Annotated in this window: 30 protein-coding genes; 3 read left to right on the top strand and 27 right to left on the bottom strand. The window is 62.7% G+C overall.

Annotation, left to right across the window (positions count from 1 at the left end; genetic code table 11):
• Window positions 1–2: 2 nt before the first annotated feature.
• From PZ895_RS08115 to PZ895_RS08100, 4 genes are all read right to left on the bottom strand, one after another.
• A complete protein-coding gene (locus PZ895_RS08115) occupies window positions 3–806 on the bottom strand; it encodes an N-acetylmuramoyl-L-alanine amidase (protein ID WP_275838519.1) in 804 nt (267 codons plus the stop codon).
• Between the two features lie 1,048 nt (window positions 807–1,854).
• Window positions 1,855–2,208 carry a hypothetical protein gene (locus PZ895_RS08110; RefSeq protein WP_275838518.1) on the bottom strand — a complete coding sequence of 118 codons (354 nt, stop codon included), beginning with the start codon at window positions 2,206–2,208 and terminating at the stop codon, window positions 1,855–1,857.
• The gene (locus PZ895_RS08105; RefSeq protein WP_275838517.1) at window positions 2,205–2,525 is read right to left on the bottom strand and encodes a DUF2304 domain-containing protein; all 321 of its coding nucleotides are present in this window, start codon (window positions 2,523–2,525) and stop codon (window positions 2,205–2,207) included. The genes PZ895_RS08110 and PZ895_RS08105 overlap by 4 nt, the downstream gene beginning before the upstream one ends.
• A complete protein-coding gene (locus PZ895_RS08100; protein WP_275838516.1) occupies window positions 2,522–3,199 on the bottom strand; it encodes a glycosyltransferase family 2 protein in 678 nt (225 codons plus the stop codon). Before PZ895_RS08100 ends, PZ895_RS08105 begins: the two co-directional genes overlap by 4 nt.
• Before the next feature lie 89 nt (window positions 3,200–3,288).
• On the opposite strand from PZ895_RS08100, the gene PZ895_RS08095 reads away from it, so the two are divergent.
• Window positions 3,289–4,725, top strand: a complete 1,437-nt coding sequence (locus tag PZ895_RS08095; protein ID WP_275838515.1) for a hypothetical protein — start codon at window positions 3,289–3,291, stop codon at window positions 4,723–4,725.
• A 5-nt stretch (window positions 4,726–4,730) separates the two neighbouring features.
• On the opposite strand, the gene PZ895_RS08090 is transcribed toward PZ895_RS08095, so the two are convergent.
• The 9 genes from PZ895_RS08090 to PZ895_RS08050 are packed head-to-tail and all read right to left on the bottom strand — an operon-like array spanning window position 4,731 to window position 13,863.
• Window positions 4,731–5,117 carry a hypothetical protein gene (locus PZ895_RS08090; RefSeq protein ID WP_275838514.1) on the bottom strand — a complete coding sequence of 129 codons (387 nt, stop codon included), beginning with the start codon at window positions 5,115–5,117 and terminating at the stop codon, window positions 4,731–4,733.
• Complete coding sequence (locus PZ895_RS08085) at window positions 5,114–5,740, bottom strand: hypothetical protein (RefSeq protein ID WP_275838513.1); 627 nt, start codon at window positions 5,738–5,740, stop codon at window positions 5,114–5,116. The genes PZ895_RS08090 and PZ895_RS08085 overlap by 4 nt, the downstream gene beginning before the upstream one ends.
• On the bottom strand, window positions 5,737–6,684 hold the full coding sequence (locus PZ895_RS08080; protein WP_275838512.1) for a hypothetical protein: 948 nt from the start codon (window positions 6,682–6,684) through the stop codon (window positions 5,737–5,739). The genes PZ895_RS08085 and PZ895_RS08080 overlap by 4 nt, the downstream gene beginning before the upstream one ends.
• A complete protein-coding gene (locus tag PZ895_RS08075) occupies window positions 6,684–6,869 on the bottom strand; it encodes a hypothetical protein (protein WP_275838511.1) in 186 nt (61 codons plus the stop codon). Before PZ895_RS08075 ends, PZ895_RS08080 begins: the two co-directional genes overlap by 1 nt.
• Window positions 6,870–6,891: 22 nt before the next feature.
• Window positions 6,892–9,882, bottom strand: coding sequence for a phage tail protein (locus tag PZ895_RS08070; protein WP_275838510.1), 2,991 nt, complete (start codon window positions 9,880–9,882; stop codon window positions 6,892–6,894).
• Between the two features lie 6 nt (window positions 9,883–9,888).
• The gene (locus PZ895_RS08065) at window positions 9,889–10,284 is read right to left on the bottom strand and encodes a hypothetical protein (protein ID WP_275838509.1); all 396 of its coding nucleotides are present in this window, start codon (window positions 10,282–10,284) and stop codon (window positions 9,889–9,891) included.
• On the bottom strand, window positions 10,281–10,871 hold the full coding sequence (locus PZ895_RS08060) for a DUF2163 domain-containing protein (RefSeq protein ID WP_275838508.1): 591 nt from the start codon (window positions 10,869–10,871) through the stop codon (window positions 10,281–10,283). Before PZ895_RS08060 ends, PZ895_RS08065 begins: the two co-directional genes overlap by 4 nt.
• Window positions 10,868–11,521 (bottom strand): hypothetical protein, encoded by a 654-nt coding sequence (locus tag PZ895_RS08055; protein ID WP_275838507.1) that lies wholly within the window; start codon window positions 11,519–11,521, stop codon window positions 10,868–10,870. The genes PZ895_RS08060 and PZ895_RS08055 overlap by 4 nt, the downstream gene beginning before the upstream one ends.
• A complete protein-coding gene (locus PZ895_RS08050) occupies window positions 11,521–13,863 on the bottom strand; it encodes a tape measure protein (RefSeq protein WP_275838506.1) in 2,343 nt (780 codons plus the stop codon). The genes PZ895_RS08055 and PZ895_RS08050 overlap by 1 nt, the downstream gene beginning before the upstream one ends.
• A 55-nt stretch (window positions 13,864–13,918) precedes the next feature.
• On the opposite strand from PZ895_RS08050, the gene PZ895_RS08045 reads away from it, so the two are divergent.
• Entirely contained in the window at window positions 13,919–14,203 is a 285-nt protein-coding gene (locus PZ895_RS08045; protein ID WP_275838505.1) for a hypothetical protein, read from the top strand.
• Here PZ895_RS08045 and PZ895_RS08040 read toward each other — a convergent pair.
• The 13 genes from PZ895_RS08040 to PZ895_RS07980 all read right to left on the bottom strand — a co-directional run bounded on the left by PZ895_RS08040 (window position 14,200) and on the right by PZ895_RS07980 (window position 21,518).
• Window positions 14,200–14,406, bottom strand: coding sequence for a hypothetical protein (locus PZ895_RS08040; protein WP_275838504.1), 207 nt, complete (start codon window positions 14,404–14,406; stop codon window positions 14,200–14,202). The genes PZ895_RS08045 and PZ895_RS08040 overlap by 4 nt on opposite strands.
• Window positions 14,407–14,486: 80 nt before the next feature.
• A complete protein-coding gene (locus tag PZ895_RS08035; protein WP_275838503.1) occupies window positions 14,487–14,939 on the bottom strand; it encodes a hypothetical protein in 453 nt (150 codons plus the stop codon).
• Window positions 14,939–15,391 (bottom strand): hypothetical protein, encoded by a 453-nt coding sequence (locus tag PZ895_RS08030; protein ID WP_275838502.1) that lies wholly within the window; start codon window positions 15,389–15,391, stop codon window positions 14,939–14,941. Before PZ895_RS08030 ends, PZ895_RS08035 begins: the two co-directional genes overlap by 1 nt.
• Window positions 15,392–15,433: 42 nt before the next feature.
• Window positions 15,434–15,847 (bottom strand): DUF4128 domain-containing protein, encoded by a 414-nt coding sequence (locus PZ895_RS08025; protein WP_275838501.1) that lies wholly within the window; start codon window positions 15,845–15,847, stop codon window positions 15,434–15,436.
• 2 nt (window positions 15,848–15,849) lie between these two features.
• Entirely contained in the window at window positions 15,850–16,194 is a 345-nt protein-coding gene (locus PZ895_RS08020) for a hypothetical protein (RefSeq protein ID WP_275838500.1), read from the bottom strand.
• Between the two features lie 76 nt (window positions 16,195–16,270).
• The gene (locus PZ895_RS08015) at window positions 16,271–16,507 is read right to left on the bottom strand and encodes a hypothetical protein (protein WP_275838499.1); all 237 of its coding nucleotides are present in this window, start codon (window positions 16,505–16,507) and stop codon (window positions 16,271–16,273) included.
• A gap of 187 nt (window positions 16,508–16,694) precedes the next feature.
• On the bottom strand, window positions 16,695–17,717 hold the full coding sequence (locus PZ895_RS08010; RefSeq protein WP_275838498.1) for a phage minor head protein: 1,023 nt from the start codon (window positions 17,715–17,717) through the stop codon (window positions 16,695–16,697).
• Window positions 17,717–18,082 (bottom strand): hypothetical protein, encoded by a 366-nt coding sequence (locus PZ895_RS08005; RefSeq protein WP_275838497.1) that lies wholly within the window; start codon window positions 18,080–18,082, stop codon window positions 17,717–17,719. Before PZ895_RS08005 ends, PZ895_RS08010 begins: the two co-directional genes overlap by 1 nt.
• Entirely contained in the window at window positions 18,082–18,546 is a 465-nt protein-coding gene (locus PZ895_RS08000; protein WP_275838496.1) for a DnaT-like ssDNA-binding protein, read from the bottom strand. The genes PZ895_RS08005 and PZ895_RS08000 overlap by 1 nt, the downstream gene beginning before the upstream one ends.
• 68 nt (window positions 18,547–18,614) lie before the next feature.
• Window positions 18,615–18,968, bottom strand: coding sequence for a hypothetical protein (locus tag PZ895_RS07995; RefSeq protein ID WP_275838495.1), 354 nt, complete (start codon window positions 18,966–18,968; stop codon window positions 18,615–18,617).
• A 12-nt stretch (window positions 18,969–18,980) separates the two neighbouring features.
• Window positions 18,981–19,928 (bottom strand): major capsid family protein, encoded by a 948-nt coding sequence (locus PZ895_RS07990; protein ID WP_275838494.1) that lies wholly within the window; start codon window positions 19,926–19,928, stop codon window positions 18,981–18,983.
• Between the two features lie 19 nt (window positions 19,929–19,947).
• Entirely contained in the window at window positions 19,948–20,382 is a 435-nt protein-coding gene (locus PZ895_RS07985) for a DUF2190 domain-containing protein (protein ID WP_275838493.1), read from the bottom strand.
• Entirely contained in the window at window positions 20,382–21,518 is a 1,137-nt protein-coding gene (locus PZ895_RS07980) for a DUF2213 domain-containing protein (protein ID WP_275838492.1), read from the bottom strand. The genes PZ895_RS07985 and PZ895_RS07980 overlap by 1 nt, the downstream gene beginning before the upstream one ends.
• A gap of 205 nt (window positions 21,519–21,723) precedes the next feature.
• Between PZ895_RS07980 and PZ895_RS07975 the strand changes: the two genes are divergently transcribed.
• Window positions 21,724–21,903: a hypothetical protein gene (locus tag PZ895_RS07975; protein WP_275838491.1), complete on the top strand. Its 180-nt coding sequence runs from the start codon at window positions 21,724–21,726 to the stop codon at window positions 21,901–21,903.
• Window positions 21,904–21,924: 21 nt separating this feature from the next.
• Here the strand turns inward: PZ895_RS07975 and PZ895_RS07970 are convergent, their stop codons facing one another.
• The gene (locus PZ895_RS07970) at window positions 21,925–23,763 is read right to left on the bottom strand and encodes a phage portal protein (RefSeq protein ID WP_275838490.1); all 1,839 of its coding nucleotides are present in this window, start codon (window positions 23,761–23,763) and stop codon (window positions 21,925–21,927) included.
• Between the last annotated feature and the right edge of the window lie 4 nt (window positions 23,764–23,767).

Here is a 23,767-nt window from a genome sequence, read left to right as displayed (position 1 = left end):
GGTCATGCTCCCATGGTTTCAAGTTCGTCGAGATCGCGGCGGATGCGATCGATGATGGCGCGTCGAGGATCTGGCTTCGTCGGCTCGAGCGCAGGCGGGCCGTCGACCACCTCGATGAAGTCCCGATGCGCCCACACGCTGAACCCGGCCGGCGTCTCGATATTCAGCCAGTTGCCGTTCTGGCCGATGATCTCGACGCGTGTTCCCTCTCGCAGCGCCCCGGTCACCTCGCCGTTCGGCCCGTTGCGGGTGTTGAGCGCGGGCGGAATGACGCGACCCACGCCCCCGGCAGGCACCGGATCGGGCGGCGCGATGTTCACTCCAGACATGGCTTTGGTCACCTCTCTGCGGAGCTTGTCGCCGACGGCCTTGGCGCCGGTGCCGGATGGATCGAACGGCAGCCGGATCACGTCCCACTTGTTGCGTTGCGTGATCCCCAGCGTGCCCTGCACCTCGGCATGGAAAAGGATCATCTTCGGCGTAACCGGAATGCCGTAGCGCCGCGCGAGGGCAGCGACGGCCTGCACGAAGGCATTCCACTGCACCTGCGTCAGCGGCGCGCGCCCGGCACTGAAAGGCACCTCGACGGCCCCTGCCATGCCGCACATCGAGACACCGATGGAATTGGTGTTGCAGTTGAGCGTGTGCGCCGCGTAGCCGCTCTTGATCGAGCCCGAGTTGAGGTCGATCGACGGAACGCCGCGGATCACCTTGCCGTCGCCCTCGACGAGGACGTGATAAGCGCGCCTGTCGGTGTCGCTGGCTTTGTGATTGCCGGCGGTCCAGTGGCCGATGATGCGGGCCATGGGCACGAGCGGCATCCACTCGGTCGGGATGATGGTCACGGCTATGCCTTTCCCCCGTTTCCGGGTGATTGAAGTTGTTCGAAGGGCAATCTATGGGGTGTTCAGGGGCCGGTCGGGTCGGCTGGATAGCTGCGATCAGTCTGGGCCATTCAGAAGGGCGTTCTCATGCATTGCGATTACTGCGGGTCGGACAACACACGCCTTGTCTATCGGGGGATGAGCCACAAGGTCGACACGACCTTTGGCCCCTTTGATCTGTTCCGATGCAATCATTGTGGTTCGTTGGGGACCGCGAACCCACCGAGCGAACTGCGGCTATCCGAGTTCTATCAGCACTACGAGCAATTCCGGCCTCTGTGGTACAAGGAGGGCGCTCGCTCGGGCGCGCTTGATGCCCAGTATGTGTTTTACACCGATTTTATAGAAAGACATCTTGTGGGCCGAAGCTGGCTGGACGTTGGCGCTGGCCATGCTGAAGTAGCCAACAAGCTCGCACGCACACGGCCAAACGGCTCAGCCGCAGATATCGGGCCTCGGCCAGGGGGGTTGGACCGGACGGTAGAATACTCAAGTGTCGACATGAACCGGAATGGATGGAGTGAGAGCATTGGTCGAGAGTTCGACACCGTGTTTTCCGTAGCCGTCTGGGAGCATGTTCTCACGCCATCGAGCTTTGCGCATGAGTGCCTGTCGCTGGTGGCGAACAAGGGGCGACTTATCCTCATCTGTCCTGACTATGGATCGTTCGCGCGAAAGGTTTTGGGCCGATCCTGGCCCTACTTCGAGCCTGGCGAACACATAACCGTGCCCACGCGCACAGGCGCGGACTTGTGTCTCCAGCGTCAAGCTCAGATGAAAGGCATCGACGTCGACGTTCGGGTCCAACGACTGAATGTGGGCTATAGCGTCAGATATTTGCTTGAAGTTCTCAGGCTGCGTGCGGTGGCTCGCATGTTGCCGCCGACTCTCTCCGCGCCCTTGCCCACAGGTATGTTGGCGGCTGTTGTCACGCGCAAATGACATTCGACACGCACCATGGTGAGTGCGCTTAGCCCAACTGGGTAATCATAACGCCGATGACGACCAGGCCCAATCCCAGGGGATAGTAGATGGATAGCGTCTCGCCCAAAGCGAGAACAGCCAAGATTGGAACCAATGCGGCGCCGAGAAGAGCGAACGGATAAGCTTTACTGAGCGGAACGTACATGAGTATTCCGACCCAAAGAACCGTGCTTGCTGCATAGAGAACGATGGCGGCGATCAACCAAGGCGAAAACGCAGCGAAGACCGGCGAAATCTCGGCGCGTATGCGGATGTCCTGAGCAGCGAACTTGAACATCATTTGCCCGACGCCCATGATGACTGCAAACGACAAACAAGCCGCGTAAAGCCAGATTGTCATTTGGGCACGCGTGCGGTCGAGATTGCGAACGCTCGTGCAAGCTCAGTGACCAAATGGTCGGACGCACGAATTCGTAGATGGAGGTTGAAAATTCCGGCGAGCGTGACAATCGCGACCAGATAAATGACGAGATCGGCGCCGCGCCCCACGCCCAGGTAGTTGGCCACTGACGTGCTGAGGTCGGGAGAGATCACGAACACGAATCCGACAACGCAGCACAGAATGATAGCGATCGAGATCGGACGGGATCGGCGGAACTGGGCTATCGCATACATCAGGAGGAGGAGAAGAAGCGCTCCAAGTATGAACTTGATCATGATCGATAGAGCCTTCCCATTGCGAGATCGACCAAAATGGTCAGGGCGCCCGACATTCTCTGCCCCTTCGCGCGGGAATAGTCAGTGTAGGCGATGGTGCAAGGAACCTCCACATAGCGCAAACCCAGCGACCCGATCTTGTTCAGGATCTCCGAAGCATGAGCCATTCTGTTCTGCCGAATTCGAATTTGCAGCGCAGCTCGCTGGCTTAGGCAGCGCAGTCCATTGTGGGTGTCCGTGACGCGCAGTCCCGAAGTCATTCGGGTATATATCGTCGCTGCCCGCAGAAGCCACCTTCTCGACGATGCCATGCCTACGACCTCGCCTCGAAAGCGCGACCCGAGCACGACATCGACGTCGCCTCGTGCTAGGCGGGAAACCATTGCTGACGCGTCGTCGAGCGAATGCTGACCGTCTGCGTCAAAGGTGACAACGGCATCCGCGTCGTGGCCGAGCGCAAAGTCGATGCCGGTTTGGAGTGCGGCTCCCTGGCCGAGATTGATCGGATGACGGCAAACATGCGCTCCTGCCCGATAGGCAATCTCCCCTGACAGATCCTTCGACCCGTCATCTACGACCACGACCGAGAACCCGCGAGCGACGGCCGAGCGAACGACATCGCCGAGAACTTCGCCTTCGTTGAAAGCCGGGATGACGATCCAAACATTTTTCAAAAGGACAGTCCCCTTGTTGTCACATCGGTACGTGACATGACCTCCCGCTTCGTGCAAGTGCGTCGGTAGCCCGACGGAAGGAGCTATACATGACAGCGCAAGGATTTTCAGAGGGAACGTCATTCACGGCCGCTGCCGGCTTGTCTCTGGTCTGGTCGGTTTTGATGCTCTTCATCTGGTATCCAGGTTCGATGTCAACCGACAGCATAGAGATATTGCGCCAGGCGCGTACCGGCGATCTCAGTGACGCCTGGTCGCCGTACTTGGCGCTCCTCTGGGCACCCTTGGACAAAGTCTCGCCGGGGCCTCAGCTGATGCTGTTGCTACAGTTGCTTCTATATTCCCTTGGGGCTGCACTGACGCTCGCGTCCCTGTTTCGCGGCGCGGCGTTGGCGCTAGGCTTTCTGATCTTCAGTTTTTGGCCACCGCTGTTAGGGATCATCGGGGTAATCTGGTCGGATATCTTCATGGCTGGTTTCCTGTTGATGGCGCTCGGAACTGCCACGGCATCCTACCAACACGCGCAGCGTCGAACGCTGCTTCTGGCAATCTCCTTCCTCTTTCTCTTCCTTGCCATTTCCATGCGGCACAACGCCGGCGCCGCGGTAGTGCCGATCGCAGCAGCTGTCGTTTTCATGGCCCTGGAGGGCCGTTTGCGATTCGTCGCGCGCTTCTTTGTCTCTGTTTTCGGCGGGGCGGCCGTTGCAGTCTGCTTGCTGGCGCTTGCCAGCATCGTCAGTTCGCAAATCGTCGAGAAAAGAGCCCATCTGTGGACTGTCATCGCTCAGTACGACATCGCCGGAATTGCCGCAGCCAGCACCGGTGATGTTGATATTTCGGTTCTAGCCCCGCAAACACTCGAAGACGTCCGAACGTTGTACACACCGCGCTCGCTTGTGCCGCTCATGGTCGGCAGGCAGGTTCATGAGGATGAAGGAGGAAGGCCGTCCAAAAGCGCAACGCCCTTTCAGTATGATCATTTTCAGGAAAACCCGAGTGCGCGAACCGCTCTCGCGGAGACCTGGATGCAGCTAGTTGCCGAGTTTCCTTGGGAATATCTTGCACACAGATCAGCTGTGTTCGCGAGCCTCGTCGGGTTGCCCCCGTTTGAAATGCTTTGGGGTCCGGTGTTCAGCCGTATTGATGAGAACGACCTCGGGGTTCAAAGCAGACCCAGCGACCACGAAACCTTCTATTTCGAAACCCTTAATGAGCTCGCCGCCGCCGATATCTTCAAGCCATACTATTATTTGATGGCCAGTGTCGTCGGCCTGATTGTTTCCGTTGCGTTCTTTGCTGCAACAAATAGACTGACTTTTGCCGTAGCGACGGCACTCTTTGGAAGCGGCTGCCTTCATATGGTGGGTTTGTTTTTTGCGACGGGATCGGCCGACTTCCGGTACTCACACTGGATGATTGCCGCGACCGTACTCGCCAGCTTGATCGTGTTGATCGAGTTGATCGAGTTCGCTGGCCGATTAGCTGCTAGCCGACTGGAAACTCTCGCAAAAGGCGCCCAGGAATGACTCGGTTACGCCCCCGGCAACGAGGACTCTAAGAGCACTGCCGCCCTGGCTTCGCCAAACAACTGAATCGCCGCCCCCATGAGCAAGGGCCAAAGCTCGTCATCGGACTGATAGGACTGCGCATTCTGGAAGATGCGGCGGATGCGCAGCGGCTGCGCCCCCATGGCCTGATCGATCGCCTCGGCCTCTTCGTCCGTCGCGCGCCGCCACAAATCGGCGGGGAAAACGACGGTGACCTGCTCAATGGTCGACGGGGCAGACCACGCCGAACCATTCCACACTTGTGAGACGTGATGCGGGCCTTCCTCGACCTCATAAGCCGAAAGCGGCTCGCCATCGGTCGCGCCAAGATACCGCCCCGCCTTGTCGACGAAATATCGAACCTCGCTCATCTCCATGCCCTCACAATCAATCGCCAGTTGGCATTCGTCAGGAGAACGCCAGCACGTGTGCTTGAGTGTTTTGCCGTGAAGACGCTTGGGTTTGTCCCGTAGAGAACAACCACCTGTGTCGGTCGCAGCACAATTATTGAGCCGTAGTCGGCGCTTTCGATCGTCATCGCCAGTATTTCGTCGCCGACCGAGTAATCATGCTCTGCGGTCTTGCACCGCAACACGCCAGTCGCCAGTCGCGGAATCCCGGAAAGCCCGTGCGTCAGGGTGATGAACGACCCGGACGTGATCGTCAGTTCCCCGCTTTCGTAAAACTCGGACAGGGGAACTCCGGCGTTTGCCATTGCCTGCTGCTTCTGGGAGTTGGTCAGCGACTGAGCCGTGTCGAAACGCAGGCGAACGTTGACGTTCTGATCGAGAGTCGCCAACGCATCAGCAGTGGCAGTTGCGTCAGCCTTATCGGCCAGTGCCGCCTCTTTCGCCAGCGGATGACCACCAGCCGTGGCGCCATCGTGAACGACGACCGTGTTCTTGTCGGTATCTACCGTCAGTTCGGCTCCAGCCCCTGTAAAGCCGGCGTGTTGCGCAGTCGTGCCGCGCCGGCGGCGAATTTGCTGGCTCATGCGAGCACTCCATAGTCGCGGGTTGTGTCAGGGCTTTCGGCGATCACGCCGTAATCGGCGGTCGCGGGGAATGCGCCGGGGAAGAACTGCCAGTCGGCGGGATTGTCGCGCGGGCGACTGTTGAGGTTTGACGCGGTCGCAATCCAGGCAGCCGGGCCGTCGTTGATGTCGGGATCGGTCACGATGTCGCGGTCTTGATAGGTTTCATCGCTTTCCCAGGCGCCGCGCCAGTTGATGCCGGTCGGGCCGCGATCGCCGATATTGCCCTTGATGTTCAGTGCTTGGGCTGCCGTTGCGACAAGTCCACCCGGACCGATATATGAACCGATGCCTTCTGTGGGTGGGTCGCCCTCGCCGCCGACCCATCCGACAACGCGGAGAACGTCGCGGTCGGGGCCATCGGTGACCGCCTCCAGTTCCATCGTCCAGCCACGGGGGCCGAGTTCACCTTGAATGCCTTGATCGCCCTGCTCGCCCTGCGGCCCGGCCTGTGGTGACGTTCCAGGCGACCAGTCGCCCGCCGTATCCGTCTGCTTGACGAAGACGACGAAGGGCTCGACGTCGGTCTGCATGTAGATGAAGCCGCGACGAGCGCTGTCATAGCCGGCGCGCTCGGCAAGCGTCCCGGTGGCGTTTGGGGTGAGCCACAAGCCCTGCCGCAGCTTCTCCAGCAGCTCACGAACCGACGCTGTGATCTCGGACGGCGCCGGCGTGATGCGGACTTCATAGACATCGTCGGTCTGGCTGTCGCCGGGCCACGGCCGGGCCAGTGTCAGCGACGTGGCGCTCTCGATCGAGGCGACGCGCGCAGACCGGCCATCCTTGCCGACGAAGATGTCGTTCTCGCGTAGCGCCGTCAGCCATTGCGTGCCGGTTCCGGTGACGAACGTCTCGCCGTTTGCGACCGATGCGACACCGATGTCGTAGTAGGAGATCAGAGCCATCAGCCATACTCCTTGGCAGCGGTGCGCAGGACGTGGTTTTCATTGGCCAGGATCAGGCAGCGATTGCGGTAGAATTCGCAAAGCGCCTGCGCTTCAGCCAAGGCGACCAGTGGGTCGATCTGGACGGAACGCATGGCTGGAGCGCCTGCCGACACTTCGTCGGCGGCCGGGGTCGTCTTGGTCATGATGATGGTCCTTTGAAGCGGCCTACTTCTTCCAGTACTGGCCGACGATCGTTCCGCTGATGCTGAAGCTGGTTCCGCCCGGCCCGACGACATTCGTGCCAAGCCCCTGGAGCGTGTAGATCACGCTGCCGGCCGGTGCGCCGTCGAGCAGCAGGCGGTTGAATGCTTGTGAACTGCCACTACCGGCAGGGTTTGTGTGACTGCCGCTGGCGATTTGCGCGCCGTTGCGCAGGACACGGAACTGGCCGGTCTGGGACGCTCCGCTCAGCGCCAGCACGACGTCGTACTGGAACAGGACATTCGCGCCCTGCGTGTTGTTGATGGTGAAGGATGCGACCGTTTGCCAGACGCCCGACGCGGTCTGTGTTGCCGGGGCGACGGCGGAACCGCCCGACGTGATGGCTCCATTCTTGATGTGGATCGTGTCGACCGTCAGGTTGCCGATATTTGCTTCCGTCGCGACGAAGTTGTTCACCACGGCATTCTGGATTTGCGCCCAGACGATCGAGACGTCGTCGATCTGCGCCCATGCCGCGCGGACGCCGCCGCCGAGCCGCAAGACACCATCCTGGAACACGAAGGGCGTTGCCGATGCTGTCGGGTTGGTCAGCACCAATTGCTCGGCACTGAGGACGATACGTGTCGGCTGCGCGGCCGATTCCGGCACGTCAATAAACAACGACGCGTCCCGGAAGGCATCACCGACGCCCGCCCGCGCCTGAACCGCATATCGTGACGTATAGCCCGCGCCCGGCGATCCCTGCGCGAGCATCCGCACATTGACGCTCGCGCCGTCGCCGCCCATGGCGACGCTCAGCGCGGTCACCGATTGCGCGATGCCGCCATCGCCGTTGACCTGGGCGACCAGCGCCTCGACCGCGCCGGCCTCGACGTCGCCGACCTTGGCATCGACAGAGGCGACGAGTTGCGCAAGCGCGGACTCCGGTCCTGTCGCCACGTCGATCGCGACCATGGCGTCGGCGCGGACATTCTCCAGACCCGACGTCAGCTCGATCCTGATCTTCTGCCGGTCGTCATAGTGGCCGAGGGCCTGGTCGGCGCTCGTCGTGGCGACGAGCATCAGTTCGTCCTTCAGGTCGCGAACGCCCGGCCCGATGAATTGCAGTGCGTTCCCGATGAACTCGTTGATCTGGTCGACAACGCCGTCGATATAGACCGTAAGCAATCCGGTCCGCTGCGCCGTCGTAAACCATGGGGTCCACGTCTTGAAGCGATCGGGCCGCGTCGTGATGGTCGCGCGGGCGATGTAGTAGAGGCCCGAGACGACGTTCTTGGTCGTGATGTACTCGCCCCGCTCGACGTCGGCTGTCGCGTCTTCGAAGGCGTCGGCGGGGTTGGGCTCCTGGCTGATGATCGTCGCGGTCACATACTGAAACCGCACCGTGCGGATCGTCGGGTCTTCCGGCGGCGTCCAGGTGAAGCGCAGCGCCGGAACCTGAAACCCCTCGCCACCTTCGATCATGCCGACTTCGACGGCGAAGTTCTGGACGGTCGACAACAGCGACGGGTTGACCGGTGGCGTCGAAGGCAGGACGATCGGGCCAGGCTCGATGCCCGCTTCCGAATAGATGTCCGCGCCGGTCTCTGCCAGGACGAGCGTGACGTTGAAGCTCTCGTCGCACTGCCATTCGCGGATCAGCCAGGTGCGGCCTTCGAACGTGACCCACTCGCCCTCCTGGACGCGCAGGCCGAGACGACGCGAGACAGGCACCGTTGCCGAGCCGCCCTTGCGGTTCTGCCGATAGCGGATCGAAATCAGATATTGCGCGATGTCGGGATCGGAGACCTGGAGAAAGTCGTTCGAGGTCTGCCGCGTCCTGCCGTCTGCTGCGATGTCGGCATTGACGTAGACCGGCTTCAGGCTGGCCGGGTTCCACTGATCCTCCTTCGAGATGAACTGACCGGACAGGTGATTGTAGAGGTCGAAGGACGATTTGCGCAGTTGCACCTGTTGGGCGCGATCGGTCGGGATGTCGTCGGCCGTGATGGTGGCGACAGGGATCTGCGGCGCCCCAACCAGCACACCGGACAGGCCGCGACGGTTGAGGCCATAGCCTGCCATCGCGTCGTCGAACTCTTTCAGCACCTCCGTATGGTCGTCGTCGGACACGACATAGAGCGCGGACTGATAGGTCGGCTTGCCGGCGCGGATCGTGTCGCAGACGTTCATCGCCGCGAAATAAGTGCCGAGGTCGAGTTGCCCGAGCGACTTGCCTTCGCCGATCAGCGTGCGCGACGAGATCAGGCCGCGCAGCCCGAGCTGGTAGTTCAGTCGCTGGAGCGCCGGGTTCTGGCTGAACTCCCACGTCGCGCGATCATTGATGCGATGCGCACCGGAGCCGCCGGCAACCGTCGAGTCCTTGCGCGGATCGTAAAGCCGAAGCCCGCGCAGAATGAAGCTGATCTCGGGAACGCCCTGTTCGAACAGCGCCTCGTCATATTCGCGCTCGACGACGACATAGGCCATGCCGGCGCAGGTGCTGGTCGCCTTCCATGGCGTGCCGGAAGACGACGACACCGAGACGAGCCGGCCATCGGCAGCCTGTCCCGGCCGGCCGTCATAGAAGCGGATCGTCAGCTTCTCGCCGAAGCCGGAGACCTGATAGCGCGCGACCTCGTTCGAAACTGTCGCGGTCGGGATCAGCGTATAGCGATTGCCATAGAAATAGACCTCCGGTTCCAGCCCGTCGCACCAGCCGTTGGAGAGCAGGAACAGTTCGGCATTGTATTTGTTGCCGCTGCCCCACTTCACGTAGTAGGCGCGCTGCCCCTTGACGAGGCCGGGGCCATACATCGCGCCGACAGGGATATTGCCGCCGAACTGCACCTCGCCTTGAACAGCCGTGTAGCTGCGCTTCTTCGGCCGCGTCAGGTAGCTGACGAGCAGGTTCGCTCCGAATGCCAGCGCCCCGGAAATGACGGTTGCCGCCAGAGCCGAGCCAGCAAAGAGCGCCCCGGCGATAGCACCGCCGATAGCCGTAAAGATCGCCATGAAAGCTTACCCCGCCCGGAAGGCCGCAGTCACGGCGGTGATGTCGTGGGTGGCCGGCCCGCGCTCGGTCTTGGTGATCCAGCGAGCGCCGAGGCAAATCGCGACGTGCTCGGCGTTGCCGATTTGGACGATGCCGATATCCCCGATCCGGGCCATGGCAGGCGCACAGGGCGCCAGGAGCGCCGCGAAGAACGTGGCGAGCGTCTTGTGCCCGACCTTGCGCAACGCGCGCTGTGCGCCCCGCAAGGTGGTGTAGCGGCGACGATAGCGGGTGATCAAACCCTTGTGTCCGAACGCCGTCGCCATGCGCAGCCCGAGGAAGAAGCAATCCGCGCTGCCATAGCGATACGGCTTTGCCATCTCCTGATCGAGGACGGCACTGACGATCTCGAACCGGGTCATCCCTGCCTTTGCCCCCATTCGAGCGGCCACTGTGCATTGACGGCCACGTATTCGAGGCTCGTGTCGGTCGCGGAATTGTCGAAGTTCTGCTCTGCCGGCGAGCGCTTCACCAGCGTGGCCCCGCGCGCGGATCGACCGGGCGGCTGGAGATCGATCGAGATGGTCAGCGTGCGTTCGCCGTTCTCGCCTGCCGCGCCCTTTTGATAGGACACCTGGTCGATCTCGTAGATGGACGAGGCGAGGATACCGAGCACTTCGTCGGTGACCGGATCGCCAGCCAGATGCGCGATGATGACCGGCGCGTTCTGATAGGCGTAGCTCTCCAGCGTGGCGATTGCGTCGTCGGGGTTCGCGGTCGGCACGTTCGAGAACACGATCGTGCGCGTCGTCACGGCCACCCCGAGCGCCGAGTTCATGCCGCCCGTCTGGAGCCACCGGTTCGGATGATACACAAGCCCGTTGTAGGTATAAGGCCGGCCACCCCGATGATAGCCGACGCTCTTGCCCGGTAGATCGAACCGGATCAGGTCGAGGCGCTTGATCTGCCCGCTGTCGAGCGCGGCTTCTACGGCTGGGTCAAGGCTCATGAGAAAAACACCTCGGTTGCCGAAAACGACGGCGAACGCGACGACCAGGACTTTTGCCCCTGATAGGAGCCCGCATCGATCTGCATCAGACAGGCCGGCTTTTCGAAGTTCGCCGTCAGGGGCAGCGTGAAAGTCTGGAGGTCTAGGTTGTGGCGGATCCCCAGCGTGACGACGCCCGAGCCGTTGGCAGCGACGTCGGCCATGACCCGGTGCAGCGAGATCATCGACGCCGACTTGCGCACCTCGACATAGTCGCCGGCGCGGAATTGGAAGAGTGCTGGCAGGCCGGAGATGGTCAGGCTGTTCGCGGTGCGCGCCGTAATGGTCGCCGTGCCGTCGAATGCCCCACCGGCCGCCCTCGTGCCCGACAGGGGCTGTCCGCTGTCATGCGCGGTCGGACGAGGACGGAACGGGTCGTATGCCCGAAAGACCTCCTGCCCGTCCCCTGCCCGCATCATGAAGGCATCCATCAGCCCGTAATCGCGCTCTTGCAGCCATCCCGGCGTGTAGTTTGCGACCCAATACGGCGTCCCGAATGCCTGCGCCTCAGTCCGGCGTCCCTCCATGCGCGATGCGCTACGGGGCTGGATCGGGTCGAACGTGACCTGTTCCCAGCCCCGGATCAGCGGAAGATCGATGACCGTCACCATCAGTTGCCACCATTCTGGCGATAGTTCTGCTGGGCAGCGTTGTTCTGGCGCACGATCTGGACGGCGTTTTGGTTCGCCTCCCCGATGATTTCAGCTTTGAGACCGTCGGCGAGCTCGATGCGAACTGTCTGTGTGCCGCCGTTTTGGTTCGCCGCGCCGGGCTGGTTGTTGTTGGCGCTGACCGGCCGCCCGGAGTTGATGGCCTCGAGCAGTTGCCGGTGCTGAGCGGCTGGCCCTGCCCGAACTACGAACTCCTGGCCGTGGACAAGACCAGCAACGCCAGAGCGTGACCCTCCACCCGTCCAGCCGCCGCTATCGAACAGATACTTACCGGATGCTGACATGGCGCCCCAGTTGCGGCCGCCACCACCGAACATGCCGCCGAACAGGCTCATCAGGCCGCCGCCACTCGACCCGCCGAAGGCATTGGCCCACAGGCTGTTGACGGCCATGTCGATGAGCTTGTCAGCGATCTTGTTGAGCGCGCCGAGCGCCGCGTCGGCGAATGACCGCAGCACGCCCTTGCCTTGCTCCAGGCCCGACTTGAAGTCGTTGAGGAAGCCCGACGTGACCTCTTTGGCGAAGTCGAACGCATCGCGCAGCGCAGTGGTGTTCGCCTCGGCATCAGCCATGGCGGAGGCCAAGCCTTCCAGCTCGGCTTTCTGGGCCGAAGTGAGCTTGATCCCCGCATCCTGCGCCTGGTTAAGCAGGTCCTGCGTGTAGCGAAGCCGGTTGGCCTCGCGCTCGGTCATGCCGATGGCTTGCGCTTCCAGCTTCTGCGCTTCGATGTATTGCTGGGCGGAGCGCGTGATGCGCTCGTAGGACTTCGCCGCCCGTTCCGCTGCACGCTGCGCCGCCTTGTCGACTTCGCCGCTCGGCCTGATGCCAGACCCACCACCGCCCGGAAGCTCGACAGCCGCTCCCTCACGCGGACGCGTGCCATGGTTCCATGCCAGTTGCGCCAGATTGCCCGACGCCTCGGAAAGCGCCGTCGCAAGCTCCGCCTCGTTGCGCAGCTTGTAGACCATGCCCGACACCTGCTCAACGCCGATGCCGAACGCACGCAGGATGCCGCCGAACGAGCTTTCAAAGCCCTCGACCATATCGGCGAGGAACGAAGCCCAAACCGACTGCATCCCGGCCACGATCGATTCGAAACCGTAACCGAATGCCGCCGCAATAGCCTTCGACCGCTCGAACACGTCTTCGAACGCTTGGCCCCAGCTCTCGACGTGCTGGCGCGCTTCAATGAGCTGATAGACGAGCTCGCCGAGAAGAACGACGACGGCGCCGATGCCAGTGCGGATCAGGGCGGCCCGCAAGAATGTGAGCGAGCCGGCCAATGTCATGGTGGCCACATTGGCTGCCACGAATGCCGCGACGTAGTAGCTGCCGTACATCGTGACCGCGGTTGCGGTGGTCGTGACGATGCGGCCGATGTTGTCCGCGACAAAGATCAGACCGGACGCGAAAGTCTCAGACGCGCCAGCGGCTTGGTCCATCGTGCCGATGAACTGCATCAACGAGTTGCGGATCAGCATCATGCCATCGCCGATCGTGGCCGGCATCAGTTCCGCCTCAGCGCGAAGGCCTTCCATGCGCTTGGTCAGGGCGTTGTAGATGACGTCGCCGGTGATCTTGCCGTCAGCACCGAACTGGCGGAGCTGATTGACGCCGATGCCAAGCTCTTCAGCCAAGACCTCCGCCACGCGGCCGCCCGTCTCGATGACTGTATTCAGTTCATCGCCGCTCAGCTTGCCGCGTGCCATGGCCTTGCCAAGTGCATCCTGCACGCGGGCTGCGCGATCGGCACGGGCGCCAGAGACGACCAGCGCAAGGTTCAGCGCCTCGGTGTAGTCGAGCTGGTCGGCGGTGCTCTTGCCGAGCTCGCGCAGAACCGTGGCGTTGCGGATGAAGCTTTCGGCCGTCAGGTCCAGAGCCGAATAGGTGCGGCGGGCGATTACTGCCAAGCGATCGAGAACGGCCCCGCTGGCGTCCATGTTTCTCACAGCAAGGCCGACGCGCGCGTTGATGTCGGACCATGTATCAGCGAACTGGATAAGCGCGTTCGTCGCCAGCGCGCCGACAACGGCGCCGATCGCGCGAGCGGCCATCGCGGCAGACTTTTCCCACCCGCCATAGGCCTGCGCCGCGCGGCTGGCGGATGCTGCGGCATTGTCATTGGCTGCAGCCGCCATGCGCCCGGCCTTGGTGGCTTCTGTACCGACGTTCTTGGCGGCGCGTTCCGCTGCGCCTGATGCCTGCGCAAAACGCTGAAGAGAGGCATTGGCCTGGTCGACCTGCTCGGAGCGGACCGCAATGCCCAGGGTCGCAATGTCCATTGTTTACCTCCCGGGCACGGCCGGTCTATTCTCCGCGCGGGAACGGGAGAGCAAATTGAACAGATTGCTTGCAGAGACGCTGACTGCGCTGAACGGTCTGATCGCCATAGCCATCATCGCTGCCGGAGTCGTGATCGGTTATCGGCTGTTCAACGGCTCGCCCTTCGGCGTGTTCTTCGGTGGAGCCGTTGGCGTCCTCGTGGCTGCTCTGGCCTGCGGGATGATCGCCTATGTCGCTCTGATCGAGCGCCACCTTTCGAAGCTGGCAGGCGCGCAGCGACCTGCATCAGCCCCTGCCCCGCAGACACTGCCGACAGGACGTCGCGATCCCACGCTCTAGCTGAACAACGCATCGAACAGCTCGCCGCTGAGCGGCCGGCTTTCGACCTTTTTGCGCTCCGCTTCAGGCTTGTTGGCATATTCGAGATAGGCGCCGTCCATAGCCCTGATGCAGGCCCGGAAAGTCGCCGTCTCGACATCGTCCAACCCGGACTGTGCCGCCCACGAGTTGATGGCGGACGCCGGGATGGCCCCGACGCCCATGCCTATTTGGCGATCGGTGCAAAGCTCCCAGAAGGCATGAAGCCAGTCCAAGGTGCCGGGCAGCAGATCGCCTTCAAGGATCAGGTCGTCGCCGGCGAGGCTGCGCGCGACGACCGCTTGGAGCCGTTTCCCATGTCTTCCGTCTCCCCTGCGCGGCCCTTGTCGACGATCTGGGCAGCCCAGACGACGGCATCGGCGAAGGCGACGTAATCGGGGTTGGTCAACCATTCCTTCGCGAGGTCGGCATCAAAGGGCAGCGGCTTGCCGTCCTTCGTGAGCCCATCCCAATCGAACAGTACCGCCTCGTGCAGCACTTCGCCGAAGATGCGCATGGCGGCTTCGGGCTTGAGCGAACCGTCACGCTCCCGCTCTTCCCGAGTGACCTTGCGCTCCTTGCGCGAGCGCAGCGCAACGACGGTCGGGCTGGAGAGGCCGCGGACACGCAGACGAACGTTGCCCATGCCGGGGATGTCGCTGACCCAATCGCCGGCTTCGACCTTGGAGCTGTCGCGCTTGAGAGATGCGATATCCATCAGGCGGCCACCTTCACGATGTTGGAGTTGATCTCGATCGTCGCCGAGAGGTTGTTGATGGTGTTGGCATCTCCGCCGGCTTCCTCGGCACTCATGACAAGGCCGATAAACAGGCGCTCGCCGCCGCTCGAAAGCTCGATCTTGAACGCGTAATTGTCACGCGTCTTGGACGCCGCGATGAGCGCGATCTGGCCCGGATCGGTTTCGATGATGGCGAAGGTGTTCTGCATCTGGCCCGCGTTCCAGGTGCCCTTCTGCTTCACGTCGCGACCGCGGTTGATCAGCGGCGTGGTGATCAGCGCCGCAGTGTCGCCGGATGAGCCCATGGTCGACCAGCCATCGATCTCTTGCCACGTTTCGGTGGTGAAGTCCGCCTCGACGAAATCGGTGCTCTTGTCTGCCAGAACGCCGCCGATGAACAGCTTGCTTCCGGCAACTGGATAAAGGGCCATGTCGGCCTCCTGTGCTGTGAAAGCCCTTGCCGAAGGGGCGGTTTAGGCGAGCGCCTCGAACGAGACGGAAACAGGGACAATCCACGCCGCGTCTTCCTTGATCGCTGGCGCGATGTCTGGGGCCTTAGTGACCCGCACGGACACGCCGCCAGAGGTCATGCGCAGATCCATCGGGAAATGCTCTGCGACCTGCCCTGCGATGCGTGTGGCAGCGCTGGCGCCCACGTTGAGCGGAACGACGACGCTGATCTGGAGGATACCGGGCCGGCGATGGGCGGCGGAGTTGATGAACAGGCGCTGCGTCTGGTTCGGCAGGTGCGACACGCGCAGATAGCGGCCGCTCGGCGGCGCAGAAAATGAAACGTTAGGCCAGGCCAGGGGCAGACCCGTCAGCGCAGCCAGTCCAGCGGCGCGCGTGAAGAGCGCCGTCTCGATATCCTCGGGGATCGATGGCATGGTCAGACGATCTTGATCTCGACACGGCCCTCGACGCGCTCTTCCCATACGCGCTCAGGGTCGTTCGGGTCGATCTGGGCCTTGCCGTCGCTATCGAGCACGCACCGGATGACGAAGCCCTTTTCCTCATCGGCTGTCGTGCACCCTTTTACCTCGACGCCATCAAGGAAGGGGTGCACGGCTTTGCCGTTCTCTATGGCGACCATGAACTGGCGATAGCCTGGATCGTCGGGATTTGAAGAAACTCGCATAGCTGCTACCTTCTGCGCGTGAACCAGACACCAAAGCCCTTGAATGACGACGATATCGTTGACCGCCTCCACCGGATGGCGTTCGAGCTTGAGCATCTGAAAGGCGAGACGTTGCGCGGCGATACCGCTCTCAAGACGAGCCGGGCCGCTTTGATGATGACGATGGCGGGGCTTATCCGCGCGAGCGAACCGCAGCCTTAGCCTCTGCCGTGGCGCGGTCGACATGCGCCTGCCAGTTCTGCGCGGCGAGCCTGACCATCCCCCGGCCTTCCCTGCCCCGTGCGCCGTACTCGATGGCGGCCGCGTATTCCGCGACGAAGCTTGCCGTGATCACGTCGCCCAAGTCCGCGCCGGCGATGACGGCTATGAACGGCGGCGCGGTGTATCCATCGCCCTGCGTCCCGCGCATTGGAAGCGGGCCGTCGAGAGAGGTCGTGAGGGAGTTCACGAGATAGCCCGTATCGCGCGGCGTGCGAGCCCGGACATCCTCAATGACGAATTGCGCACTCGCCCGAAACACCGCGACCATCCGCGCTTGGGTTTCCGCAACCCATCGGTCTATTTGCGCTTGGAAGGATTGTTGACCGGCCATTACATCACGTCAGGTTCGCAAACCAGTCGACACGATAATCGAGCGAGCATCTGCAGTTACAAATTTCGGATGGATTGCCGCCCGGCTCGCAAGGGAACATCAGCCCGTTCGAGAACCGCTCGTCCTTGCCGACGCTCTCCCCGTCCAGCGCAGCGTGACTGTCCCGCGTCCGCGAATCCCTCGTCGCGCGCCATATCTTCCTGACCTGGTTGGCCGTGACCTTGCCGTCTGCCACGAGCTGATCAAACGTCGCCGAGTGGGATGCGTTCAGCGCCCCGATGGTCTCTGTGCGCGCGATCGTTTCGGCCCGCAGAAGCAGATAGCTATCCGATAGCTTGCCGACGATCTCCTGCACCTTGGTGGCCGGGATCGACTTGCCGTCCCGAATGGCGGCGGTGATGGTGCGGTCGTAGCTCTTATTGCGGCGGCCAAGCTTCAGATAGTGCCGAAGCCGTTCAGGATCGCCCGAGAGCAGGTCTTGCCGTGCCGTGGCGACATATCGCTCCTGCACGGACGAAAGCCCGAGGATGCCGCCTTCCCGCCTGCCAGTGGCGCGATTGATGCGGCCAGCCATGTCTAGCGCGACAGAACGTGGGTTGCGGCCGTCGATCAAGCCTTGAACCATATGCTGGCGCGAGGCTGCAATCACATCGTCGGCCAGGCGCACATTGCGCAGCGCCACGTCCTGCATGAACCGCTCGGCAACCGGCGCCCGCGCATCGAACCGCACAAGCAGTTGCCCGCCGCTCGGATCGCGAAGACCGGACACCGCGCCGCTGGAAGCAATGCCGCCACCGATGAAGGCTTCGCGTATCCCTTCCTCGAAAAGCCGGAAGGCAGCCGGATCGACGTTCAAAGCCCGAAGTGCCCCATCCACATCGCCCCGTTCAAGGCGCTCTGCCACGCGGGCGGTCTGCACCCCATTGCGGAGGTCATCAATGGCGGCGAGGAACGCGGCCTGCAAGGCTGGCTCGAACTTGGCCGATAGCGCTGCGAGGCGCTGCCGTGCTGTCTGGCGACGGGCCATCAGCGGCGGGCCTGCACAGCATATGTCGCCCGCGCCGGGTCCGGCTGCACGTCGATCACGTTGTAGATCACGCCCCGCGCCCGGATTTCATCGGCAGGGTTCGGCACGATGCTGAACGTGTTCGCAACCAGCACGATCTTGATATCGCCCGTCTCGATCGATGACGCTGCGCGTTCGAACACGCTGTAGCTGTCGACAAAGCCCTTGCCCGTGTATTCCGTCAGCGTCGGCTCGCCCGGTATCCATGGCGTCGACGGATCGCTCTCGCCCGATGTGAGCCGAATGATCGTCACGTCATAGGGGATGTCGGCCGACACCAGCGCGTCACCAATGATATTGGCGAGTTCGCCTTCAAGCAGAGACATCACACCACCATGATGCTGGGCATGGGCTGGGTCAGGAGCGGCGCGAGCAGCCCCTCGACGACCGTCAGCACCGGAATGGCGCCGTCGATCGCGTCGCCCTGGTCCGAATAGCGCACGCCTGCGGAGCCAGCCTTAACCTCCACGATGCGCTTGCTCGGCGTCACCACGATCGAAAGCGAGCCGGGCGCGCGCAATTCAGCCAGAGCGGCCTCATATGCCGCGTGCTCGACCCGCTTTGGTGTGATGGACGGCGCGATTGACGTGCCGAACGCGGTGGCACCGATACGCGGCCAGGCACGCTCCTGCATCATGTCGGCTTGAACGCCAGTGAAGCGCTCGCCATAGACACCATCGACATAGACCGAGCCGCGCACAATCGCCGGCAGAACGTCACCAGTGGGCACGGTGTAACCCATGGCGGCGGCGTACTCGGTGAAGCCTGCTTCGGTGCCGTAAGGGGTCATGACGCCTCGCTTAACGCAAAAGACCGGGGCCCGATTCCCGCATTACGCAAAACCGGGCCCGTTGTGCTTTATTTGGCCTTCTCGGCGTCGACATAGGCCTTCTGGTCGGCTGGGCTCATCGCGTTGAAGGCGTCCGCGTCAGCCTTGGAGAGACCGGACAGATGCACCGTCTCACCCTCGGTGACGTTGAACTTGCCGCCGCCGTGATGCTCGGCCTTAAAGCCGGTATCCGACTCCTTTGCCTTCGCCGCAGACTTGCCGACGACGATGTCGCCGGATCCGATCCGGGCCTTCATGGCCTTCGTCTCGATAAGGTCGAGATCCTTGGTTTCGCCCGGACGGAGCGAAACCTGAGTGACCTTGCCGTCGACCTTGGCATTGACGACGCGAACGCCGGCAGCGTTGTTGGTGATCTTCGTCATATCCGATCCTCCTTAGATGCCGTCCGCGTAGCGCATCGCGCCAGGCAGAGAGACATCGACGCCGCCGATACGGAATGCACCGGGCACCTCGTAGCGGAACGGACCCGTCTGCCAGACCGGGAAGAAGCGGAAGGGCATCGGCATGTTGAGCCGCAGCACTTCCTCATCGTTCCGGTAGGCCACCATGCGCGCCGTACCGCCGTCGCCGGCAGTCTCCAGCCCGCGAACGGCGCGGATCGTGAGCGGCTGGCCTGTCTCCATGGTGTAGACGTTGTTCTCGCGCAGCCACGACAGGATGGTGCGCTCGGCGCCATTGTCGTTGAGCAGGGTCGTGCCGAGGTAGTGCATCTGCGTGTAGGGCAGAAGCAGGACGCCTGCGAGTTCGACCGTGTTGCTGTCGACGAACACGCCCGACAGGATGGCATTGACGTCGGCGAGGATCTGGCCCGGCGTCTTGTTCGCCCACTCCGTCGAAGAGCCCGTCCCAACCGCAGCAACGTCGCCGGCTGTAACGCCGGGCTGGTTGGTGACGCCGTAGAAGCCCTTCGCCACGTCGCCGAAGAAGGCAACCTGATCGATGAACTCCTCGGAAGCGCGACGCGCAGCCTGACCCTTGCGCGGGGCAAGGTCGACGCCAAGCATCTGGGCCTGTGCCAGTTCCTCGAGATTCCAGCCGTAGCCGATAGCCGCCATGGAGACGGTCGTTTCGGTCTTGGCGCGGATGAGCTCGGCGCGCGGCACATCGTCCGCGCCCGCGTTCATCCATTCCGCCTGGCCGACGCCGTCGAGCGAGAAATAGGTGATCGACTTCACCCATTCCGGCCCGGTCGTATCGACCGGCACGAGGCCACGGTACCGAATCGCCGGATAGCGGGTCTGGTAGACCGTGGCGTTGATGCGGGATGCCTGCGAGACCGCGAAGCTCATCGCGACCTGAGCATCCATCTGGAAGTGCTTCATTTCCTCGTTCCTTTCAGGATTAGCTCAGGTTGAGCACGGCGAGACCGGCGCCGGAGGTCGTGGTTTCCCACGTGCCAACCAGCGTGTTGTCGGTCTCGACGTTGGTGAATGCACCCGATGCCGGCACGTAGTAGGCCGGAGCGCCCGCAGCGACGGCGACAGCCGCCGTGACGACGATCGGGCCCTTGGTGCGGACGCGGGCCGTCGCATACTGCGGGTAGCTGTCCTGCAGCTGCGTCGTGTCGAGCACGGTCACGCCTCGGAAAGCTCGCGATGCAGCGGAGACGCGGATCTGGTTGTCCGCGGTGCCCTGCACGGCCACCTTGCCGAAGCCGATACCGGCGGCGGTCTCCACGTTCATGGAGATGTCCTGGCCCGGCGTGCGCATGTCGGGGATCATGCCCTCGACCCAGCGCGCCTGCCGATCGGGATAAGAAGTCTGCAGCGGGTCCATTATGCGGCCTCCGTCTTGCGGTTGAGATCAGCCAGGGACGCGGCATAGGCCTTGTCCTCGTCGGCAGTGGCGGCGTCGTTCGACTGGACGCCGGAACGGAGAACCTGGCGCACCGGGTCGGCGGCCTTGGCGGCGTCCTCGGCAAGGATGTCGAAGCGTGCATCGATGTACGCCTCGGCCTTGTCCTTGACCGCATCATCGCCGAGCTTGGCGGTGACGACCGCCTTGCGGATTTCGGCATCGGTCAGGCCGTCGATCTTGACGTCCTTCGCGATCTTGCGGGCCGTGTCGACGAGTGCCGATCGGGCCTGCACGAGATTGTCGAGCGCGGCGGCGTCGAGAACTTTGCCCTTGAGGGCGTCGATCTCGGCATCCTTCTTTGCCAGTTCGCCATCCTTGGCGGCGATGGCCTTGGCGTGATCAGCCGTCAGGGTTTCGACGCGAGCGGCCGAATCCTTGAGGGCGTTCTGAAGCTTGTCGATTGCTTGGGCACCCTGATCGGTCGTTTCGACCGTGAGCCCATCGACCAGCACTTTTCGCAGATCCATTTGGATGGTCCTTTCATCTGCAGTCTGGAGGTTGACAGGGCTCACGCCCCACTTATGCGGTTCGGCATCACCGATCCTGCATTCGGAACCGGCCCGGCCACGGTCGACGATGGCGACGTGGTTGGCGCGGATGTTCTTCTGTTGAGCGTCGAAGGCCTGGCCGTCCTTGGTCGTGCCGGCGGTCCAGTCCAGGTCGCAGGTGTACCCGGCCGAAAGCTCGCGCTTGCCGCCTGTCACCGCCTCAATGGCTTTGGCGTCCTTCAGGATCAGCGGCAGGGAAATGCGGTTGCCGTCCCATGTCGCCGCCGTGCTGACCTCACCGACGGCGAAGTCTTTCCAGTTCTTGGCGTTAACCGAGACGGCGGGATGCTCGACGGTGATCGGCGCATGGCTGAAAGAGCGCAGGCTGTCCGTATTGCGAACCTCGTCCTCGGATCGGTAGACCCGAACGATAGCAAGGTCAGGTCGGCCGACTTCGGAGCCCGCATAGAGCTGGATGCCCGTGCGGACGGCCTTGGCGTCGGCGACAAGATAGCCGTCACCGGTCCGGCGCGTCCCCGCGACGGTTACAGCGTCTGTGAATTGCATGTAAAAGACCCTCGTCGGATGTCGACTCCTGGCTGCATTCACAACAGTCTGCGAGCGCAGCAAGAGGGAGGAAGAATTGCCAAGATTTCTAGCGACATACGACCTCGCAGACGCCAACCCCAGCCCTTACCCTGCGTTTCGAGACGCTGCGATCAAGCTTGGCTGGGCAACATGGATGTTGAGTTCGGAAGGGGCCTGGCACCGGTTGCCGAACGCGACAATCGTCGGCGCGTTCTACGATCTGCAAAGCGCCGAGAAGGCGTTCAATGAGATCAAGTCCATTGCCGAAAAAGCGCTGAAAAGCTCGATCACGGTCGAAAAGCACATTCTCGTTGAGTATTCGGAACCCCGCTTCAATTCTGACGTCTATCGGCGGGAGAAGTAGGAGTCGACGAATTCCGGTCGATCAGTTTCGTACGTCGACCCCGTGAACCTCTTCGAAAACCTCTGGCCCCAGCACGATCCTGCCCTGGTACGGCTCGACCTGCGCCAGATCGATGTCGCCGCCGATCTGGATACTGATGTGCGGCTGATAGTCCGGCCAATCCCACGACGCGCCGGCATCGACGATCTCGCGATGACGCCAGACGAGCTCGTTCGCCGTGATCAGGAGCGCGATGTATCGGCCGTCATCGCCAAGGCGTTCCATCTGGCGCGGACCACCGGCGGCGATGTCCAGTTTTTCCGACCATGACGTACCGACTGAGAACCAATCGACCGCCGTCCGGCTGTAGGCGATCGTGACGTGCAGATCGGGCACGATGTCGGTGAAGCCCTGCGCCCTCGCCCAGCGCTCGATATCGCGCTTGTTGAGGACATCGCGGCGGACATACAGCGTGCGCGGCGCGGCATCGTTCGCAGCAAGGCGCATCTGCTCATTGGTGTTCGCAGGTGCCGGCAGCGCGGCCGCCACGTCGTCCTCGTCCTCTTCCTGCTCGGACAGCTTGCCGTACTCTTCGATCGCCTTCTCCAGGCCCGGCAGGCTGCCGTCCTCGACGAAGGCATTGACCAGCGCATCCGACAGCGCATCGATCGGCATGAGCTGCGGAGACATGCCGCCAGAGCCCGCAATGGCGCGCGCCGCGTCGGCCTTGGTCTTGAATATGTCGGCCCGTTCCTTGTCGGTCATCTGCCAGAGCGGGGCCCAGCGATAGTGGATGCCGGGGTCACGCGAACCAACAGCAGAACGGATCAGACATTCGTCCAGCCGGTGCAGGGCCGGCGTCATCTCGATTTCCTGCATGGCGGAGATGCGGTCGTAGTAGTTCCGCAGGTCTGCCTCACCGGTGGAGTTCAGGCCCGCTGGCGACTGCCCCAAGAGGCGCGTTGCCGGGATATCGGCCGCGCCGGAAACGATCTGCAGGAATCGGTCGAGAACGTCAGGCAAGTTCGAGAAGTTCGCCGACTTGCTCTCGTATTCCTCTTCCTTGTCGAGCATCAGCGTGCCGTTGATGCCCTTGGCCGTGTTGGCGAGGGTGTAGCGCTCGAGGATCTTCTGCTTGTAGCTCTCGTCGCCCAGGTTCGCCATGAAGTTGGGCAGGCGGATGATGTCGATCTTGGCCTCGAACACCAGCGAGGCGATGTTGCCGGCCGTGCTGTCAGCGTTCCTGATCGCGTCCATGACCGCGACGAGCACACTGTCGCCCCAGCCCTGATACTGCGCGAAATCCTCATCTGGCACAGCATTGCCCTGGAAGGCAGCAAGGCGCGAGGGGTGCACCTCCACTTGCCGGCCGTCCTTGCCCGTCAGACGATAGAACGCCGGGCGGCCATAGAACTCCGATGCGGGGTCGCGATCAATCTCGCCCGCCGTCAAATGCTTGCGGGTGAAGACGGTCAGATACTTGATGCCGCCGAGCCCGATACGGGCGTCGTCCAGCGGTTCAAGCAGGTTCGCCTCGCCAGTGCCAATCAGAATGGCCGCGCCTCCGAGAAGACGGGCCTTGGTGCGCGCCTCAAGCACCTTGCCGCGCAGGTTCAGCCGGCTCTCTTCGGCCTCGATGGCTTCGATCTGATCCTCATCGCCTTGCCAGTTGCGCCAGTTGCGGCAGCTGTCCAGCGCAGGGATATCGACGATCTTCCTTGGCAGCCAGGCGCCGCGATAGGAGTTGACGAGTTGAGCGTCATCGAGCAGCACGGCGCCGTAGAACGAGTGCGATGCCTTGTCCCGCTCCGTGCCCATCCTCGACACAAGGTTCGTCAGGCTGTCGCCGAACCGGCGCGCGATGTCGATCACGGCTCCCATGTCG

The organism is Mesorhizobium sp. YIM 152430 (assembly GCF_029210365.1).
Lineage (GTDB): Bacteria > Pseudomonadota > Alphaproteobacteria > Rhizobiales > Rhizobiaceae > Aliihoeflea.
Note: the sequence above shows the minus strand (reverse complement) of the source record. Positions and strands in the feature narration are given on the sequence as shown.

Bases quoted from the DNA above. Each gene is read 5' to 3' on its own strand.
- PZ895_RS08115 (WP_275838519.1), bottom strand. From the start codon at position 806: ATGGCCCGCATCATCGGCCACTGGACCGCCGGCAATCACAAAGCCAGC.
- PZ895_RS08110 (WP_275838518.1), bottom strand. From the start codon at position 2,208: ATGACAATCTGGCTTTACGCGGCTTGTTTGTCGTTTGCAGTCATCATG.
- PZ895_RS08105 (WP_275838517.1), bottom strand. From the start codon at position 2,525: ATGATCAAGTTCATACTTGGAGCGCTTCTTCTCCTCCTCCTGATGTAT.
- PZ895_RS08095 (WP_275838515.1), top strand. From the start codon at position 3,289: ATGACAGCGCAAGGATTTTCAGAGGGAACGTCATTCACGGCCGCTGCC.
- PZ895_RS08090 (WP_275838514.1), bottom strand. From the start codon at position 5,117: ATGAGCGAGGTTCGATATTTCGTCGACAAGGCGGGGCGGTATCTTGGC.
- PZ895_RS08085 (WP_275838513.1), bottom strand. From the start codon at position 5,740: ATGAGCCAGCAAATTCGCCGCCGGCGCGGCACGACTGCGCAACACGCC.
- PZ895_RS08080 (WP_275838512.1), bottom strand. From the start codon at position 6,684: ATGGCTCTGATCTCCTACTACGACATCGGTGTCGCATCGGTCGCAAAC.
- PZ895_RS08075 (WP_275838511.1), bottom strand. From the start codon at position 6,869: ATGACCAAGACGACCCCGGCCGCCGACGAAGTGTCGGCAGGCGCTCCA.
- PZ895_RS08070 (WP_275838510.1), bottom strand. From the start codon at position 9,882: ATGGCGATCTTTACGGCTATCGGCGGTGCTATCGCCGGGGCGCTCTTT.
- PZ895_RS08065 (WP_275838509.1), bottom strand. From the start codon at position 10,284: ATGACCCGGTTCGAGATCGTCAGTGCCGTCCTCGATCAGGAGATGGCA.
- PZ895_RS08060 (WP_275838508.1), bottom strand. From the start codon at position 10,871: ATGAGCCTTGACCCAGCCGTAGAAGCCGCGCTCGACAGCGGGCAGATC.
- PZ895_RS08055 (WP_275838507.1), bottom strand. From the start codon at position 11,521: ATGGTGACGGTCATCGATCTTCCGCTGATCCGGGGCTGGGAACAGGTC.
- PZ895_RS08050 (WP_275838506.1), bottom strand. From the start codon at position 13,863: ATGGACATTGCGACCCTGGGCATTGCGGTCCGCTCCGAGCAGGTCGAC.
- PZ895_RS08040 (WP_275838504.1), bottom strand. From the start codon at position 14,406: ATGGGCGTCGGGGCCATCCCGGCGTCCGCCATCAACTCGTGGGCGGCA.
- PZ895_RS08035 (WP_275838503.1), bottom strand. From the start codon at position 14,939: ATGGATATCGCATCTCTCAAGCGCGACAGCTCCAAGGTCGAAGCCGGC.
- PZ895_RS08030 (WP_275838502.1), bottom strand. From the start codon at position 15,391: ATGGCCCTTTATCCAGTTGCCGGAAGCAAGCTGTTCATCGGCGGCGTT.
- PZ895_RS08025 (WP_275838501.1), bottom strand. From the start codon at position 15,847: ATGCCATCGATCCCCGAGGATATCGAGACGGCGCTCTTCACGCGCGCC.
- PZ895_RS08020 (WP_275838500.1), bottom strand. From the start codon at position 16,194: ATGCTCAAGCTCGAACGCCATCCGGTGGAGGCGGTCAACGATATCGTC.
- PZ895_RS08015 (WP_275838499.1), bottom strand. From the start codon at position 16,507: ATGCGCGGGACGCAGGGCGATGGATACACCGCGCCGCCGTTCATAGCC.
- PZ895_RS08010 (WP_275838498.1), bottom strand. From the start codon at position 17,717: ATGGCCCGTCGCCAGACAGCACGGCAGCGCCTCGCAGCGCTATCGGCC.
- PZ895_RS08005 (WP_275838497.1), bottom strand. From the start codon at position 18,082: ATGTCTCTGCTTGAAGGCGAACTCGCCAATATCATTGGTGACGCGCTG.
- PZ895_RS08000 (WP_275838496.1), bottom strand. From the start codon at position 18,546: ATGACCCCTTACGGCACCGAAGCAGGCTTCACCGAGTACGCCGCCGCC.
- PZ895_RS07995 (WP_275838495.1), bottom strand. From the start codon at position 18,968: ATGACGAAGATCACCAACAACGCTGCCGGCGTTCGCGTCGTCAATGCC.
- PZ895_RS07990 (WP_275838494.1), bottom strand. From the start codon at position 19,928: ATGAAGCACTTCCAGATGGATGCTCAGGTCGCGATGAGCTTCGCGGTC.
- PZ895_RS07985 (WP_275838493.1), bottom strand. From the start codon at position 20,382: ATGGACCCGCTGCAGACTTCTTATCCCGATCGGCAGGCGCGCTGGGTC.
- PZ895_RS07980 (WP_275838492.1), bottom strand. From the start codon at position 21,518: ATGCAATTCACAGACGCTGTAACCGTCGCGGGGACGCGCCGGACCGGT.
- PZ895_RS07970 (WP_275838490.1), bottom strand. From the start codon at position 23,763: ATGGGAGCCGTGATCGACATCGCGCGCCGGTTCGGCGACAGCCTGACG.